Origin of the sequence: Pseudomonas sp. GM78 (assembly GCF_000282475.1) — a bacterium.
GTDB lineage: Bacteria > Pseudomonadota > Gammaproteobacteria > Pseudomonadales > Pseudomonadaceae > Aquipseudomonas.
This window is the reverse complement of sequence record NZ_AKJF01000198.1, coordinates 45,658-61,259: the sequence shown is the minus strand read 5'-3', so window position 1 is coordinate 61,259 and position 15,602 is coordinate 45,658. Positions and strand designations below refer to the sequence as shown.

Here is a 15,602-nt window from a genome sequence, read left to right as displayed (position 1 = left end):
GAAATGCCGTGTGGGCCATGATAAACACTGGAGTGGTATGCAAGTCGATCTCGAAGAGGGTGATGATGGAGCGCAGGTAGCCAGGCTGCCGCGCTTTCAGCAGGCAGTTTTTCAAGGGCGACGATTGCGCCAGTTCGCCATCGGCCTCGGCGCGTTCGCGGCAATGGGCCTGGTGCTGGGCTTTTTTGTCGAGTTGTTTGCGCCGCAATCCCTTTGGCCTGCCCTGCTGTTCAATCAGTGCGCCGCGTTGCTGGTGTTGGTCGCTGGCTTGCAATCCGCCGGGTGGGTGACGCAATGGCGTTCAAGGGCGATGAACCCCTTGGCGCCGGTGGTCGACTCTGAAGAAGCTGAAGTCCCGGTGGGTTGGTACGAGCGGCTGCTGGAGCGAATCAGTCAGCGCTGGCTGAAGCTACTCAGGCAAATCGGTGCGCCAACGCTGTGGCTGGGTGGTTGGGCGCTGCTGGCGTTGTTGTGCGTCGAGCAGGCCTGGAACCTTGCTTTGCCGCCTGCAGCGCTGGGAATGTCGGCCACCATCGGCGCGGCCCTGGGGTTATTGCTGGCCTTTGGCTTGCTGGTTCTGGAGCGTCAGCTTGCCCAGGAAAACAGCGCTCAATGGCCCGAGGCGGGAGCCTTGGCCCAATTGACCCGCGTGGCAATCATCAGCCTGATACTTGGAGCGTTTTGCCTGTTGTTCGGCAATGAAACGTCGGTTTGGCCGGTGCGTCTGGCGGTACTGATCGGCCTGCTGCCGGGGTTCGTCGCCTTCGAATTACTACTTCGTGCCGTACTGTCATTGTTCAGCCCACGTCGCGAACAACTTGAACCTGCACTGCTGGCGCGCAGTTTTGTCGCCGATATGCTGCGCTGGCCGCCGCAACCATTGCAGGCGTTGCAGCACGAATTGCACAACCGCTTCGGCATCGACCTGCGGCAGATTTGGGCCTTCACTTACATGCGCCGGGCATTTTTTCCGGTGCTGGTCGTTGTGGCCATCGTCGGTTGGTCACTCACCGGTGTTCACGAAATTCCGCTGCAAGGGCGGGGGATCTACGAGCGTTTCGGCAAACCGGTGATGGTGTTCGGTCCGGGTCTGCATGCAGGTTTACCGTGGCCGTTGGGCCGGGTGCTGAGTGTCGAAAATGGAGTGGTTCACGAATTGGCCACCAGCGTCGGCGAAACGTCGGCACCCGTGCAGGCAGATCCGGCCGAAGGCCCGGCGCCGACGACCGCCAACCGGTTGTGGGACGCCAGCCATGTGAATGACAAATCCCAGGTGATTGCCAGCAGCCGTGCCGACAAGCAGAGCTTTCAGATCGTCAACATGGACGTGCGTTTTGTTTATCGCATCGGCTTGAGCGATCAGGCGGCATTGGCGGCGACCTACAACAGCGCGGATGTGCCGACGTTGATCCGCAGCACCGCCAGTCGCATTCTGGTCCACGACTTCGCCTCACGAACCCTTGACGGTTTGCTCGGTGAGGACCGGGTAGGGCTCGCCGAGGAAATCGGCCGGGCCGTGCAGGCCGACCTGCAGAAACTCGACAGCGGCGTGGAAATTCTCGCCACGGTGGTCGAAGCGATTCATCCCCCGGCGGGGGCGGCCAATGCTTATCACGGGGTGCAAGCCGCACAGATCGGTGCACAGGCGTTGATCGCCCGTGAACGTGGAGCCGCCGCCGAAGCCACCAACCAGGCGCAGTTGCAGGCGAGCATTGCCCGGGATCAGGCAACGGCGACTGCCCATGAAATCAACGCGACGGCCAAGGCCGGCGAGCTGAAATTCAGCGCCGAGAAAAAGGCTTACGCCAGTGCCGGCCAGGCCTTCGTGCTGGAGCAATACCTCGGTCAACTTTCCCAGGGCCTGGCCAATGCCAGGTTGCTGGTTCTCGATCATCGTCTGGGCGGCAGCAGTAATGCGCCGACCATTGACCTGCGTACATTCACGTTGCCGGCTGACCCTGCGCCGCCGCGTAAAACCGCTCAGCCAGGAGCCGCCAATTGAGCCAATCACACACCCACGATCACGCCGACCACCGTGGCCACGATCACGGCCATGGCGGACATCACCACGGCCATCACCATCACCACCACGGCGATCCGCAAGAAGCCGGCCCATTCCCTTGGCGACGCATGGGCTGGGCGGCGTTGTTGGTGGCGTTTGCCGTGGCGGCTGCGAGCCTGGTGCAAGTGCGTTCGGGCGAAGCCACGGTCATCACGCGGTTTGGTAACCCATCGCGAGTGTTGCTGGAGCCAGGCCTTGGTTGGCGCTGGCCGGCACCCTTCGAAGCGGCGATCCCGGTAGATCTGCGACTGCGCACCACGTCCAGCGGTTTGCAGGATGTGGGGACGCGGGACGGCTTGCGCATCATCGTTCAGGCCTACGTGGCCTGGCAGGTGCAGGGTGATGCGGACAACGTGCAGCGTTTCATGCGCGCGGTACAAAACCAACCGGACGAGGCGGCTCGGCAGATCCGCACCTTCGTCGGCTCCGCCCTGGAAACCACGGCCAGTAGTTTCGATCTGGCGAACCTGGTGAACACCGACGCCAATCAGGTGCACATCGCTGATTTCGAAGCTCAGCTGCGCAACCAAATCGATCAGCAGTTGCTGACCACCTATGGTGTGCGAGTGCTGCAAGTTGGCATCGAGCGCCTGACCTTGCCGTCGGTCACGCTCACTGCGACGGTCGATCGCATGCGCGCCGAGCGTGAAACCATCGCGACCGAACGCACCGCCATCGGCAAGCGCGAAGCGGCGCAAATTCGCTCCGCGGCGGAACGTGATGCACGAATCGTCCAGGCCGATGCCACGGTGAAAGCGGCTGACATTGAGGCGCAATCCCGGGTCGAAGCGGCGCAGATTTATGCGCGTGCCTACGCCGGCTCACCGCAGCTTTACAACCTGCTGCGCTCGCTCGACACCTTGGGCACGGTGATCACCCCGGGCACCAAACTGATACTGCGTACCGATGCCGCGCCTTTCCGGGTGTTGGTTGACGGTCCGCCGACGCTCGATAACAAACCCGGGTCGCAGCCATGAGTTTGGTTCCACGTGGAACAATTGAGTTGAGCAGCCCGTGGATTCAGGCCGGGCGCTTGGCATTTCTCGCCCTGTATGCGGTGACGGTGTTGGCCGCTTTGGCATGGGCGTTCTCCAATGTTCGACAGATCGATCCGCAAAATCGCGCGGTGGTTTTGCACTTCGGCGCGCTGGATCGCATCCAGAATGCCGGTTTGATGTTGGCCTGGCCGCGACCTTTTGAGCAGGTGATTTTGCTGCCAGCGGCGGACCGGGTAATCGAACGTCGAGTGGAAAACCTGTTGCGCACCGACGCCGCATTGCAGGCCGATCGCGCGGCCAGTTTTGCGACACCGATCAGTGACGCACTGGCAGGCTCCGGTTATTTGCTGACGGGGGATGCCGGTGTGGTGCAACTGGATGTGCGGGTGTTCTACAAGGTCACTGAGCCGTACGCTTTCGTGCTTCAAGGCGAGCATGTGCTGCCGGCCCTCGATCGCCTGGTGACCCGCAGCGCCTTGGCACTCACTGCTGCACGAGATCTGGACACTATTCTGGTCGCCCGACCGGAGTTGATCGGCGCTGATAATCAGGCTGCAGAAAGGCGCGAGCGTCTGCGCGGCGATCTGGTGCAAGGCATCAACCAACGCTTGGCGCAATTGGCCGCGACGGGGCAGGGGCTGGGGATCGAAGTGGCACGGGTCGACGTGCAGTCGAGTCTGCCGGCCCCTGCGATCAATGCGTTCAACGCCGTACTGACCGCCAGCCAGCAAGCCGACAAGGCCGTGGCCAACGCGCGCACCGAAGCCGAGAAGCTGAGCCAGACCGCCAATGAGCAAGCCGACCGCACGCTGCAAGTCGCCCATGCTCAAGCGAGTGAACGGCTGGCGAAAGCATCGGCTGATACCGCTACGGTAATGAGCTTGGCCAACGCCCAACAACAGGCCGCCGACCCGCAAATGTTGCTGCGAATTTACCGCGAGCGGATGCCGAAAATTCTTGGTCAGGCCGGCTCAGTCACCACGGTTGATCCAAAAGACGATTCCCGCCTGATCATTCAGGGAGCTGCACAATGACCGCTCAAACCGCCGCTGCACCGAGCATGTTGTCCTCGGCCGAACAACGCAGCGCTGCCCGTCAACTGACCCTGGCCATGCTCGCACTTGGCTTGCTCGCGCTTGGCCTTGTATGGCGCTGGTTGTCCCCGGAGCAAAGTGGCGTCAGCCAATTGCTGCTGGGTGTTGCTTCCGTGCTGGTGGCCGTACCAGTGATGCGTTCGGCCTGGTACAGCCTGCGGTATCCAAGCCTGCATGGCATCACCGATCAACTGATCGCCCTGGCCATGCTCGGTGCGTGGGGGACGGGCGATTTGCTGACGGCGGCATTGCTGCCGATCATCATGATCTTCGGCCATGTGCTGGAAGAGCGCAGCGTGATCGGTTCGCAGGAAGCCATTCATGCCCTGGGCAAACTCACCCGCAGTCACGCGCGCAAGGTGCAGGCCGACGGCGCCATCGTCGAGGTCGACAACGGTACGCTCAGGGCTGGCGATCTGGTGGAAGTCCGTGCCGGTGACCGGGTGCCGGCGGATGGCCGGGTGATGTCCGGCCAAGCGAGTCTGGACACCGCCTCCATTACCGGTGAATCGGTGCCGATGGAAGCGGGCGTCGGCATGGCGGTGTTCGGTGGGGCGATCAATCTCGATGGCCTGCTGCGCGTTGAAGTGACTCGGACCGGCGACGAATCGACCCTCGGCAAAGTGATCGCGCTGATGCAAAACGCCGAGCGTTCCAAGCCGCCGATCACCCGGTTGCTGGAGCGTTATGCCGGGAGCTACCTGGTGCTGGTATTGCTGCTGGCCGCAGTCACCTGGTTCATCACCAACGATGCCCAGGCCATGCTCGCGGTGCTGGTGGCTGCCTGTCCTTGTGCGTTGGTGTTGTCGGCACCCGCAACGGCCATTGCCGGGGTAGCGGTAGCCGCGCGGCACGGCATTCTGATTCGCAGCTCGGCGTTTCTCGAGGAGCTGGCAGACCTCACATCGCTGGTGGTCGACAAGACCGGAACCCTGACCTTCGGTACCTTGCGCCTGCAATCCATCGAGAGCTCGCTGGAGGATCGCAACCCGGTCTTGAAGCTCGCCGCCAGCCTCGGTTCCGCCAGCAGTCACCCGGTCAGCCGGGCGCTGGCGGGGCTGGTGTCACAAGAGCATTTTCTGTTGCTGTCGGACATTCGAGAGCGTCAGGGTTTAGGCGTGGTTGCCATGACGGAGCAGGGCGAGGCCGCGCTGGGGCGCCCGGAGTTGTTCGCCCAATTGGGCATAGCGACCTCAGATGTTCCCGACCACGATGGCCCGATTGCCGGGCTGGCGCTTAACGGTGAGTTTCTCGCTTGGCTGTTGTTGGCCGACAGCGTCAAACCGGAAGCCAGGTTTGCCTTGAGCGAGCTGAAGGACCTTGGATTGGGCCGACAGCTTTTGCTCACCGGCGACCGGCACAGCGTCGCTCACACACTTGCTCGGGATGTCGGCATCAGTGAAGTCGAAGCGCAGGCCTTGCCCGAGGACAAATTGAATCGCGTGTTGAAAGAAATCGGTAACGGTTTTCGTCCTATGGTGGTGGGCGATGGCATCAACGATTCCCTGGCGCTCAAGGCTGGTGTTGTTGGTGTGGCAATGGGGGCAGGCGGGGCGGACATCGCGCTGGCGTCAGCGGATATCGTGCTGATCGGTAGCGACCTGCGGCGCCTCGGCACCTGCGTGCGCTTGAGTCGACAATGCCGTCAGACCTTGCAAGTGAACGTGATCATTGGATTGGGCTGGACCTTGGCGATCGTTGCTTTCGCGGCGTTTGGCTGGCTCGGGGCAGCAGGGGCGATGATCGCCGCGTTGCTGCATAACCTCAGCACATTGCTGGTGTTGGGTAATGCCGGGCGTTTGCTGCGCTTTCAGGAGCCACTGTTCAAGCTCAGGGAACAGCCGTTTTAAAAATACAGAACTGTCGGCCGAATTTGCAGTCATCTAGGTGAGAGCGGTCATTTCTGCGAATTCGGAACAGTTTTGGAATCATAGAAGATCGCTATGAAATCGATAGCCAGCTATTTTTCAAGGATGGTCTAACCTCTCAGCAGACGTCTGAAACAAGGGGGATTTTCCATGCTCGCGCAACTTCCACCGGCCTTACAGAATCTGCAGCTACCGCTACGCCTGCGACTCTGGGACGGCCATGAGTTCAATCTGGGGCCGACGCCCAGTGTCACAATTGTGGTCAAGGACCCACAAATGGTCACCCAGTTCACCCATCCTAGCCTGGACGCGCTAGGGGCTGCGTTCGTCGAGGGCAAACTGGAACTGGAAGGTTCCATCAGCGATGTGATCCGCGTCTGTGATGAGTGGAGTCAGGCATTGCTCGGTGATCTCGACAGTCAGCCTGTGCGCACCGCCCACGACAAGGAAGCAGACGCCAAGGCGATCTCCTACCATTACGACCTCTCAAACGCCTTTTATCAACTGTGGCTCGACAGCGACATGGCGTATTCCTGCGCGTATTTCGAGACGGGAAGTGAATCCCTTGAACAGGCTCAACAGGCAAAATTCCGCCATCTGTGTCGCAAGTTGCGTCTGCAACCTGGCGAATATCTGCTGGATGTCGGCTGCGGTTGGGGCGGGTTGGCGCGGTATGCAGCCCGGGAATTTGGCGCGAAGGTGTTCGGTATTACCCTCAGCAAGGAACAACTGGCCCTGGCCCGGGAACGCGTAAAAGCGGAAGGGCTGGAGGATTTGATCGAACTGCAGTTACTCGATTACCGCGACCTGCCTCAAGACGGTCGCTTCGACAAAGTGGTCAGTGTCGGTATGTTCGAGCACGTCGGGCACGCGAACCTGGCCGAGTATTGCAAAACCTTGTTCGGCGCGGTGAAAGAGGGCGGGCTGGTGATGAACCACGGGATCACCGCCAAGCACATCGATGGGCGTCCTGTGGGACGCGGTGCCGGGGAGTTCATCGAGAAGTATGTATTCCCCAACGGCGAACTGCCCCACCTGTCGATGATCTCTGCCGAGATCAGTGAAGCAGGGCTGGAGATCGTCGATGTCGAGAGCCTGCGTCTGCATTACGCGCGCACCCTGGATCACTGGAGCGAACGCCTGGAAGACAACCTGGAGGCCGCCTCGAAACTGGTGCCGGATCAAGCCCTGCGTATCTGGCGCCTGTACCTGGCCGGTTGTGCCTATGCGTTCGCTCGTGGCTGGATCAACCTGCACCAGATACTCGCGGTGAAGGCCCACGCCGATGGCAGCCATGAGCTGCCGTGGACGCGAGACGATATCTACAATCCCTAGAGGATGGGCGAAATAAGCCGGGCGACCCGCATGCCGACCTGCTGCAAGCGATGGGTCTCCCGGCCTTCTTCCTTGGCGATTTCATGAGCCTGGTCGAAGTCGTCGTTGAGCATCTGCTCCACCTGGGCGGCGAACGCCCTGTCGACCGTCAGTAACATCACTTCGAAATTCAATCGAAACGAACGGTTGTCCATGTTGGCGCTACCGATGGCGCTGATTTCACTGTCGATCAACACCACTTTCTGATGCAGGAAACCGGGTTCGTAGCGGAACACCCGCACACCGGCGCGCACGGCTTCGAAGGCATAGAGGCTGGAAGCGGCGTAGACGATTCGGTGGTCGGGCCGTGACGGCAGCAGAATCCGCACATCCACCCCGCGCAAGACTGCCAATCGCAACGCAGCGAGCACCGCTTCATCGGGGATGAAATACGGGCTGGTGATCCACACCCGTTCGGTCGACGCGTGAATCGCTTCGACGAAGAACAGTGAGCAGGTTTCGTAGGCATCCGCCGGGCCGCTGGCAAGCATTTGGCACAGCACTCCGCCGTCCGGATAAACCTGCGGCAGGATCAGCTGCGGTAATTCGCGGGCCGCCCAGAACCAGTCTTCGGCGAAGGACTCCTGCATGCAGGCCACCACCGGCCCCCGGACCTGCACATGGGTATCGCGCCACGGTGCCAGCGGTGGTTTCTCGCCCATGTATTCATCGCCAACGTTGTGGCCACCCACGAAGCCAAGGATGCCGTCGACAACCACGATCTTGCGGTGGTTGCGAAAGTTGACCTGGAAGCGATTGAGCCAGCCGCTGCGGGTGGCGAAGGCTTTGACCTTGACGCCGCCATCGCGCAGCGACTGGACGTAAGCGTGGGGCAGGGAGTGGCTGCCGATTCGGTCGTAGAGCAGGTAAATCACCACGCCTTCGCTGGCCTTGTGCAGCAGTAAATCACGCAGGCGTCGGCCCAGGCGGTCGTCGTGGATGATGAAGAACTGGACCAGTACAGCTTCCCGGGCCTGGCTGATGGCGTGGAAAACCGCCTCGAAGGTTGCCTGCCCATTCACCAGCAAGCGCACTTCATTGTTTGCCAGACAGGGCATGCGCCCCAGTTTCGGCATCGCCCTCAGAGACGCGTACGCGCTGGATGCGCGAGCGGTGAGTGCTTCCTCCACCCACGGCCGCCAGTTGAGCTCGGAGACAGCCTTGCGCATCTCCTCGTTGGCCTGGCGCCGAGCCTTGATGTAACCGTCGAAGGAACTGCGGCCGAATACCAGATAGGGGATAAGTGTCAGGTAAGGCATGAACAACAGTGACAAGGCCCAGGCAATCGAGCCTTGTGCGGTGCGGACGGTCAACACGGCATGGATTGCCGCAACCAAGCCCAATGAGTGCAGCAGGGCGATGACATAGCCGAAGACATGCGGTCCAAAATAATCCATGGGGGGCAGCCTTGCTCCTGAAGATTCAATGCTTAACAGACCATGTTCCGTGCAGAATGTCGCTATTTAATTGGCCCATGAACCGAAGCCCGCCGGCGACGTCTAACGGCCACTACTGATCAGGAGTTACTCGATGAACGTTCGTCTGCTGGGTTTGGCCTTGGCATTTGGTTTGGTACTTCCTGTGGCTGCTCAGGCGCAGATGCTTCAGCCAGGTTTGTGGGAATTGACCTCGAGCAACATGAAAGTCGATGACCAGAACCTGCCGGATCTGCAACTGATCCTGGGTCAAATACAAAGCCAGATGACCCCGGAGCAGCGCGCGCAGCTGGAAAAACAGGGCATCACCATGGGTGGCAAAGGGATTCGGGCGTGCTTGACCCCAGAGCAGGTCAAGAGCGACAACATTCCGCTGACCGACCCACAATCGGGTTGCAAACAGGAAATCACCGAGCGCACCGGCAACCAGTGGAAATTCCGCTTCAGCTGCCCGAAAGCGCAAGGCGCGGGTGTTGCCACCTTCCTCAGCGATCGTGAGTTCACCACCAAGGTCAATGGTACGTTCAACGCCACCGGCATCCAGCAGAAGGGTAGCCTCGATACCCGCGCGGTCTGGCTGGGGCAGGACTGCGGCACCGTGAAGCCAAGAGCTTAACGTTCTCGGGGAAGCCTTGCTCTTTTGTAGGAGCGAGGCTTGCCCGGGAAGACGTCCGTTCAACCACCTCAAATCCCCGACTGACCCAACCACTCACACACCGCCTCAACCTTCATCCTGCCAAAATCCTCCCCGTTGCGATTGCGCACGCTGACATACCCGCCAACCTTTTCCTGTTCGCCGATCACCACCAGGTACGGCACCGTCTGACTGTGATGGCGAATCTTGTGGCGAACTTTTTCGTTACGCAGGTCCGCCAGGGCGCGTACGCCGCTGCGGCGCAGGCGTTCGGTGACCGCGTGGGCGTAGCTCGCCTGCCGGTCATCCATGCTGACAACCACCACATGGGCCGGCAGGCGCCAATGCTGCAACTCCTGGGGGCTCGACCAACAGGTGCCATAGATGCGTTGCTGCAAGGTCCCGTTGATGTGATCGAGGGCAAACGCCTGCAAGACCCTGGTGGTGGGGACATGCGGGCCGCTCGTCAAATAGTCGGTGTCTGCGAGGCGATACAGCGACAGGTCGGCGCAAGACGGGGAGTGACTGCGATTGCGGCGAATCGAATGGTTGGCCGCCGCCAATGAGTGCATGCGCGCTTCGATCAGCGGCAAATCAGCGGTCCTGATTGGGCGCTCGACAGTGAACTCGCAATAGAACCCGTCACCCAGCGCCGAGCCGGTTCGCAATTGAGTATGGGAATGCAATTGCTTGACCGCCATCGCCAGCACCAGCGAACAGGAGCGCCGGAGAATCTCCAGGCCGTCGGGTTCCTGGGGCGTAACGATGCTGACCCTGGCATTGGCCCGGATCACAAACTCACAGTCCACCAACAAGCCGTCCACCCGACCCGCTACCGCAGCGTTGGCCAGCCCGGGGCCAATACTCGCGGCAACCTCATGAACGGACAGCGGTTGATCGTATTCACGCAATGAACCATCGGGCAGAGTGATCTGGATCATGATTGTTGTTCTCGAATGCTTCGATCACATGCGTCAGCGGATTAACCTTAGATCCAAACCCCGGTCGCTGTCATGTAGACGTTTGTCGTGCTCCCTCAAAACTCTTTCTGCAAAGCCCTGTAGTCGCGCAGAAGCGTGATTGTTGAGGGGCGGCATAACTTCGGTACATATCCCGGCGTAAAGCCTGGAAACGCATTAGGCGGCCTCCCAGTTCCAGCGACTTTCAGCGACGGCATCGTGGGCATGCAGGCTTTCAGCGTGGATGACCCGTATCTGGAAGCCGCTGATGCCGGGTGAGCGTTTCAGGGCCAGGTTCAGGCGTCGAGCGGCGTCCTCGCAAAACATCAGGTTCTGTCCATTGGCCAAGGCGAACGCCTGTTCGTCAGCGCGCTTGACGGCGGTCTGCACCGCGGTGCCGAGCGCAGCCTCGGTATCGTTGATGACTGCGATCAGTGGCAACTCATCCACACACTCATGCAAACGCAGACTCAATTGCGCCGTGCTGCGTTGACTGTGCGGTGTCGCGACGATGCCGTCAGGGGAGCCGAGCCAAGCCAGCAACTCGGCGTGATGCAATGTCCGGTTGGCAAAATCATCGACGAATTGCTGCTGAATCAGTTGCCGGGAAAGCGCGGCTGAACAAGGACAGGTTGAGGAATAAGGCAGTGCGATTTTAAGTTCCACGTGGAACATCTGGTTTTTCAATCGGGCTTCGATGCTGACGGGATAGCTTTTCCAGCCGGCCAAAGGACTGAGCAGTGCCTGTCTTTTCAGCAGCAGATCGGTGTGAATGTTCAAGTAGGCGTTGTTTGACAGCCCTTCGTGACTGCTCAGGAAATGGTGCAAAACCCGTCGCAGCAGCTTGGGTGTGAGCGGCTCTTGCTCGAGCGTTTCCAGCGCCAGGTACAACCGCGACATATGAATACCGCGTGCCTCGCCGTTATCGAGACTCACGCCGGCATCGGCCGTTGCAGGCGATTTTTTGCCTTCGAGCAAAACAGGAAGAGCAATGCCACACATGCCCACCCACTCCAGTGGCAGGGCTTGCCGTGAGGCCTGCGTGGCGATGTCCGGGAGAGTCAGCGCGTTCATGAGGATATCCATCGTGGAAGTGTGATTGCAATGTTATATTATAACATCAACTCAACGATAGATTTTTGATGAATGGCCCTGTGAGGAACCTCTGATGTCAAATCGCCTTCCCGTGACCGTCCTTTCGGGCTTTCTTGGAGCCGGAAAGAGTACACTTCTTAATTACATACTACGTAATAGAAATGGCCTACGCGTTGCTGTCATCGTCAACGACATGAGTGAAATCAACATCGACGGCAGCGAGGTCCAGCGCGATGTCAGTCTCAATCGTGCGCAAGAGAAACTCGTGGAAATGAGCAACGGCTGCATCTGCTGCACGTTGCGTGAAGACTTGCTGAAGGAGGTTAGCTCGCTGGCCCGGGAGGGTCGTTTTGATTACCTGTTGATCGAATCAACCGGCATTTCAGAACCGCTGCCAGTGGCAGAGACATTTACCTTTCGCGATGAAAACGGCCAAAGCCTCACCGACATCGTCCGGCTCGACACCATGGTCACCGTGGTCGATGGCATGAATTTCCTGCTCGACTTCCAGGCGGCCGAAACCCTGGCTTCCCGTGGCGAAACGCTGGGGGAGGGGGATGAGCGGGCGATCACCGATTTGTTGATCGAGCAGATCGAATTCGCCGACGTCATCCTGATCAGCAAGATCGACTTGATCAGCAGCCGCGAACGCGAGGAGCTGACGGCAATCCTCAAGCGCCTCAACGCTCAGGCGCAGATCATCCCGATGGTCATGGGTGAAGTACCGCTGGAGAAGATCCTCGATACCGGTCGCTTCGACTTCGAGAAAGCGGCGCAGGCACCGGGCTGGTTGCAGGAGCTGCGCGGCGAACATGTGCCGGAAACCGAAGAATATGGCATCGCGTCCTACGCCTACCGCGCGCGTCGTCCCTTCCATCCGCAGCGCTTCTTCAATTTCATCGACGGCCCGTGGCTCAATGGCAAGCTGCTGCGCTCCAAGGGTTTCTTCTGGTTGGCGAGCAAACACACCGACGCCGGCAGCTGGTCCCAGGCCGGTGGGATGATGCGTTATGGTTTTGCCGGGCGCTGGTGGCGTTTCGTGCCGAAGGACCAGTGGCCGCAGGACCAGGAAAGCACCGCCGCCATCCTGCAGAACTGGGACGCTGATAGCGGGGATTGCCGGCAGGAACTGGTGTTCATCGGCCAAAACATCGATTTCACGCAGCTTGCCGACGAGCTCGCCGATTGTCTGTTGAGCGATGAAGAGATGGCGCTGGGAACAGAGAGCTGGTGCTCGTTGCCTGATCCGTTCGGCCCTTGGTATGAAGAGGTTGCTTGACCCTCAAGGCTTGAGCCAGGTGCCCTGGCTCTGGGCTTCGCAAAACGGCTGCAAATACGCCGCATCCGTGGCTACGCCGTAATAGTGAATATCCTGCCGGTAAGGCATATTGGCGACTTGGGCGTTGCTGCACACGCCGAACGCCCCACCAGGGCATTGGTCGACGTACTGCACCTCGACTTTCTGCCCTGCAAGGCTGGGCTGGCAGAAGCCTTCGGCAAAGAGTTTTTGCGGAATGTTGCGGTTTTGCTGGCAAACTTTCACGTCCAGCCGTTCCGCCTGACTGTGGACCACGCAAGCCTGGGCCAGCGCCTCTCCGCTATTGAGCGCCAGCAGCAATGACATGCCTATCCACCGCATCCTTACCTCCCAAGACATCTTCGATCATGTTGCAGAACATACCCACCCATGTCATCGCCGGGCCATTGGGGGCCGGCAAGACCAGCCTGATCAGGCACCTGCTGGCGCAACGTCCCGCTGGTGAGCGTTGGGCGGTGTTGATCAATGAATTCGGGCAGATCGGTATCGACGCTGCCTTGTTGACCCGTGATGCCGATGGTATCGCACTGGGTGAAGTGGCCGGGGGCTGTTTGTGTTGCGTCAACGGTGCGCCGTTTCAGATCGGCCTCGGGCGTTTGCTGCGCAAGGCGCGACCGGATCGACTGTTCATCGAGCCGTCCGGGCTGGGGCATCCGGCGCAGTTGCTTCGGCAGTTGCGTGAAGCGCCGTGGCAAGGTGTCCTGAGTGTCCAGCCTTGCGTTCTGGTCCTCGACGCCCAGGCGCTTGCTGCTGGCAAGCCGCTACCGTCGGCGCAACAGGAGGCGCTTGAGAGTGCCGGTCTGTTGCTGATGAACAAGTCGGAACACCTTGATGAAGCCGCTCGCCAACGCCTCGTCGCGCAGTTGCCGCTTCGCCCGTTGTACTGGACGCACCACGCGGCCTTGCCATTGAGCCAATTGCCTGGCCTGGACGCTCAGGCGGTGGCGGGTGTGGATAACTTCGTGGCGCCCAAGGGGCTGGCGCAGTTGCCGGCGATCTGGATGGATCCGACGCTGCCGATTTGCTTGAGCCAGGGGCAGGAGGGCGGCTGGAGCATTGGTTGGCGCTGGCATCCGGGCCAGACCTTTGACACTGACCGGATCGCTCGGTGGCTCGCAGGCCTTGAATGGCGGCGGGCCAAGTTGGTTATCCACAGCGTCGGAGGTTGGGTGTCGGTGAATGCGCTGGATAACGCGGTACTGGAATGGAAAAGCAGCGAATGGCGGCAAGATTCGCGGATTGAGCTTATTTTTAGTGAGCAGCAGAATGTCGAGGGGCTGAAAAAAGGCCTGGACGGCTGTCGGTTGGGGTGAAGATCAAAAGACTCAAGGCCGCCACTTGGTATGTTCCTGGCGCCACTGGCTCAATTCGATCACCTCGGCACGTGGCTTGACCACGTCGGCCACCGTCGGGGTGTCGTCGAATGGTACGGGATAAGGCGCCAGCTCGATCTGTGCGCTGTGCGGGCCGAATTGTGTGATGGTACCGTTGTGGCGGGTTTCGCCGGTTACGGTGAATTCGAAGTTATACACACGGGCCAATCGTCGCCGACCATTGGCATCCTTGATGAATGCGATTTTTTTCAATGCTACGTTGCCATCCAGCAACTCAATGCCGAGCTTGGCGCAATGCTGCTTGACCCGCTCCAGTGCGTGTTCGCGCAAGCCGTGGTTGTGCCATAGCCACGCACCCGCGGTAGCGAAAAGCATCAGCACTAGAATATTTCCAAGGGTCAGCATCAACAGGGCGCTCCAACAAGATAGTGTCAGCTTAACTGTGTCGTCGGTCTGTCGTACAGGCTGCGTTTAGTCGCATACTGCGTGGCTCGAATTTCAATCGTTTTACGGATAACTCACCGCATGAAACGTACGCCCCATCTGCTCGCTATCCAGTCCCACGTGGTGTTCGGTCACGCCGGCAACAGTGCCGCGGTTTTCCCGATGCAGCGGGTCGGGGTGAATGTCTGGCCGCTCAATACCGTGCAGTTCTCCAATCACACCCAGTATGGCCAATGGGCAGGTGATGTACTGGCACCGCACCAGATTCCCGATCTGGTCGAAGGTATAGCGGCCATTGGCGAGCTGGGCAATTGCGATGCGGTACTGTCCGGCTACCTCGGCAGTGCAGCCCAAGGCAGGGCGATACTGACGGGCGTGGCGAAGATCAAGTCGATCAATCCCAAGGCGCTGTACCTGTGTGACCCGGTAATGGGCCATCCGGAGAAGGGCTGCAGCGTACCGGCGGAAGTCAGTGATTTCCTGTTGGAGGAGGCAGCCAGCGTGGCCGACTTCATGTGCCCCAATCAACTGGAGCTCGACAGCTTTTCGGGGCGCAAGCCGCAGTCGCTGTTCGATTGCCTGGCGATGGCGCGTGCGCTTCTGGCACGTGGGCCTAAGGCGGTGCTGGTCAAGCACCTGGATTACCCTGGAAAAAAGGCGGATGTCTTCGAGATGTTGCTGGTGACGGCCGAAGGCAGCTGGCACCTGCAGCGTCCGCTGCTGGCGTTTCCCCGTCAGCCGGTGGGTGTTGGCGACCTGACGTCGGGGTTGTTCCTGGCTCGCGTCCTGCTGGGCGACAGCCTGGTGGCGGCTTTCGAGTTCGCCGCGTCCGCGGTGCATGAGGTGTTGCTGGAAACCCAAGCCTGCGCCAGTTACGAGATGGAACTGGTTCGGGCTCAGGACCGGATCGCCCATCCGCGGGTGCGGTTCGAGGCGACTCCGATCAGCTTGTAATCCGGTTACGGCGAAAGGATCGCAGCCTGCAG

The 15,602-nt window shown here is 60.2% G+C and carries 14 protein-coding genes; 9 read left to right on the top strand and 5 right to left on the bottom strand.

Annotated elements, in window-relative coordinates; genetic code table 11:
• Nucleotides 1-37: 37 nt before the first annotated feature.
• From hflK (PMI35_RS05405) to cfaB, 5 genes are all read left to right on the top strand, one after another.
• Entirely contained in the window at nucleotides 38-2,002 is a 1,965-nt protein-coding gene (gene hflK / locus PMI35_RS05405; RefSeq protein WP_008064565.1) for a protease modulator HflK, read from the top strand.
• The gene (gene hflC, locus PMI35_RS05410; protein WP_008064564.1) at nucleotides 1,999-3,039 is read left to right on the top strand and encodes a protease modulator HflC; all 1,041 of its coding nucleotides are present in this window, start codon (nucleotides 1,999-2,001) and stop codon (nucleotides 3,037-3,039) included. The genes hflK (PMI35_RS05405) and hflC overlap by 4 nt, the downstream gene beginning before the upstream one ends.
• Entirely contained in the window at nucleotides 3,036-4,094 is a 1,059-nt protein-coding gene (gene hflK, locus PMI35_RS05415; protein WP_008064563.1) for a protease modulator HflK, read from the top strand. The genes hflC and hflK (PMI35_RS05415) overlap by 4 nt, the downstream gene beginning before the upstream one ends.
• Nucleotides 4,091-6,004: a heavy metal translocating P-type ATPase gene (locus PMI35_RS05420; protein ID WP_008064562.1), complete on the top strand. Its 1,914-nt coding sequence runs from the start codon at nucleotides 4,091-4,093 to the stop codon at nucleotides 6,002-6,004. Before hflK (PMI35_RS05415) ends, PMI35_RS05420 begins: the two co-directional genes overlap by 4 nt.
• A 168-nt stretch (nucleotides 6,005-6,172) precedes the next feature.
• Complete coding sequence (cfaB, locus tag PMI35_RS05425) at nucleotides 6,173-7,357, top strand: C17 cyclopropane fatty acid synthase CfaB (RefSeq protein WP_008064561.1); 1,185 nt, start codon at nucleotides 6,173-6,175, stop codon at nucleotides 7,355-7,357.
• Here the strand turns inward: cfaB and cls are convergent.
• The gene (cls, locus tag PMI35_RS05430; protein ID WP_008064560.1) at nucleotides 7,354-8,793 is read right to left on the bottom strand and encodes a cardiolipin synthase; all 1,440 of its coding nucleotides are present in this window, start codon (nucleotides 8,791-8,793) and stop codon (nucleotides 7,354-7,356) included. The two genes, cfaB and cls, sit on opposite strands and share 4 nt — an antisense overlap.
• A gap of 133 nt (nucleotides 8,794-8,926) precedes the next feature.
• Here cls and PMI35_RS05435 point away from each other — a divergent pair, with 133 nt between their 5' ends.
• Nucleotides 8,927-9,448 carry a DUF3617 domain-containing protein gene (locus PMI35_RS05435; protein WP_008064559.1) on the top strand — a complete coding sequence of 174 codons (522 nt, stop codon included), beginning with the start codon at nucleotides 8,927-8,929 and terminating at the stop codon, nucleotides 9,446-9,448.
• A gap of 68 nt (nucleotides 9,449-9,516) precedes the next feature.
• On the opposite strand, the gene PMI35_RS05440 is transcribed toward PMI35_RS05435, so the two are convergent.
• Together PMI35_RS05440 and folE2 are read right to left on the bottom strand one after the other, a co-directional pair.
• Entirely contained in the window at nucleotides 9,517-10,407 is an 891-nt protein-coding gene (locus PMI35_RS05440) for a His/Gly/Thr/Pro-type tRNA ligase C-terminal domain-containing protein (protein WP_008064558.1), read from the bottom strand.
• A gap of 195 nt (nucleotides 10,408-10,602) precedes the next feature.
• Nucleotides 10,603-11,499: a GTP cyclohydrolase FolE2 gene (gene folE2 / locus PMI35_RS05445; protein ID WP_008064557.1), complete on the bottom strand. Its 897-nt coding sequence runs from the start codon at nucleotides 11,497-11,499 to the stop codon at nucleotides 10,603-10,605.
• A gap of 94 nt (nucleotides 11,500-11,593) precedes the next feature.
• Between folE2 and zigA the strand changes: the two genes are divergently transcribed.
• Nucleotides 11,594-12,799, top strand: coding sequence for a zinc metallochaperone GTPase ZigA (gene zigA, locus PMI35_RS05450; protein ID WP_008064556.1), 1,206 nt, complete (start codon nucleotides 11,594-11,596; stop codon nucleotides 12,797-12,799).
• Between the two features lie 3 nt (nucleotides 12,800-12,802).
• On the opposite strand, the gene PMI35_RS05455 is transcribed toward zigA, so the two are convergent.
• Complete coding sequence (locus tag PMI35_RS05455) at nucleotides 12,803-13,159, bottom strand: hypothetical protein (RefSeq protein ID WP_008064555.1); 357 nt, start codon at nucleotides 13,157-13,159, stop codon at nucleotides 12,803-12,805.
• Between the two features lie 26 nt (nucleotides 13,160-13,185).
• On the opposite strand from PMI35_RS05455, the gene PMI35_RS05460 reads away from it, so the two are divergent.
• The gene (locus PMI35_RS05460; protein ID WP_008064554.1) at nucleotides 13,186-14,151 is read left to right on the top strand and encodes a CobW family GTP-binding protein; all 966 of its coding nucleotides are present in this window, start codon (nucleotides 13,186-13,188) and stop codon (nucleotides 14,149-14,151) included.
• Between the two features lie 12 nt (nucleotides 14,152-14,163).
• On the opposite strand, the gene PMI35_RS05465 is transcribed toward PMI35_RS05460, so the two are convergent.
• A complete protein-coding gene (locus tag PMI35_RS05465) occupies nucleotides 14,164-14,577 on the bottom strand; it encodes a DUF3301 domain-containing protein (protein ID WP_008064553.1) in 414 nt (137 codons plus the stop codon).
• Between the two features lie 120 nt (nucleotides 14,578-14,697).
• Here PMI35_RS05465 and pdxY point away from each other — a divergent pair, with 120 nt between their 5' ends.
• A complete protein-coding gene (gene pdxY / locus PMI35_RS05470) occupies nucleotides 14,698-15,570 on the top strand; it encodes a pyridoxal kinase PdxY (protein WP_008064552.1) in 873 nt (290 codons plus the stop codon).
• Nucleotides 15,571-15,602 lie beyond the last annotated feature (32 nt).

Excerpts from the sequence above, each read along its gene's own strand:
- hflK (WP_008064565.1), top strand. The coding sequence starts at position 38 with ATGCAAGTCGATCTCGAAGAGGGTGATGATGGAGCGCAGGTAGCCAGG.
- hflK (WP_008064563.1), top strand. The coding sequence starts at position 3,036 with ATGAGTTTGGTTCCACGTGGAACAATTGAGTTGAGCAGCCCGTGGATT.
- PMI35_RS05420 (WP_008064562.1), top strand. The coding sequence starts at position 4,091 with ATGACCGCTCAAACCGCCGCTGCACCGAGCATGTTGTCCTCGGCCGAA.
- cfaB (WP_008064561.1), top strand. The coding sequence starts at position 6,173 with ATGCTCGCGCAACTTCCACCGGCCTTACAGAATCTGCAGCTACCGCTA.
- cls (WP_008064560.1), bottom strand. The coding sequence starts at position 8,793 with ATGGATTATTTTGGACCGCATGTCTTCGGCTATGTCATCGCCCTGCTG.
- PMI35_RS05435 (WP_008064559.1), top strand. The coding sequence starts at position 8,927 with ATGAACGTTCGTCTGCTGGGTTTGGCCTTGGCATTTGGTTTGGTACTT.
- PMI35_RS05440 (WP_008064558.1), bottom strand. The coding sequence starts at position 10,407 with ATGATCCAGATCACTCTGCCCGATGGTTCATTGCGTGAATACGATCAA.
- folE2 (WP_008064557.1), bottom strand. The coding sequence starts at position 11,499 with ATGAACGCGCTGACTCTCCCGGACATCGCCACGCAGGCCTCACGGCAA.
- zigA (WP_008064556.1), top strand. The coding sequence starts at position 11,594 with ATGTCAAATCGCCTTCCCGTGACCGTCCTTTCGGGCTTTCTTGGAGCC.
- PMI35_RS05455 (WP_008064555.1), bottom strand. The coding sequence starts at position 13,159 with ATGCGGTGGATAGGCATGTCATTGCTGCTGGCGCTCAATAGCGGAGAG.
- PMI35_RS05460 (WP_008064554.1), top strand. The coding sequence starts at position 13,186 with ATGTTGCAGAACATACCCACCCATGTCATCGCCGGGCCATTGGGGGCC.
- PMI35_RS05465 (WP_008064553.1), bottom strand. The coding sequence starts at position 14,577 with ATGCTGACCCTTGGAAATATTCTAGTGCTGATGCTTTTCGCTACCGCG.
- pdxY (WP_008064552.1), top strand. The coding sequence starts at position 14,698 with ATGAAACGTACGCCCCATCTGCTCGCTATCCAGTCCCACGTGGTGTTC.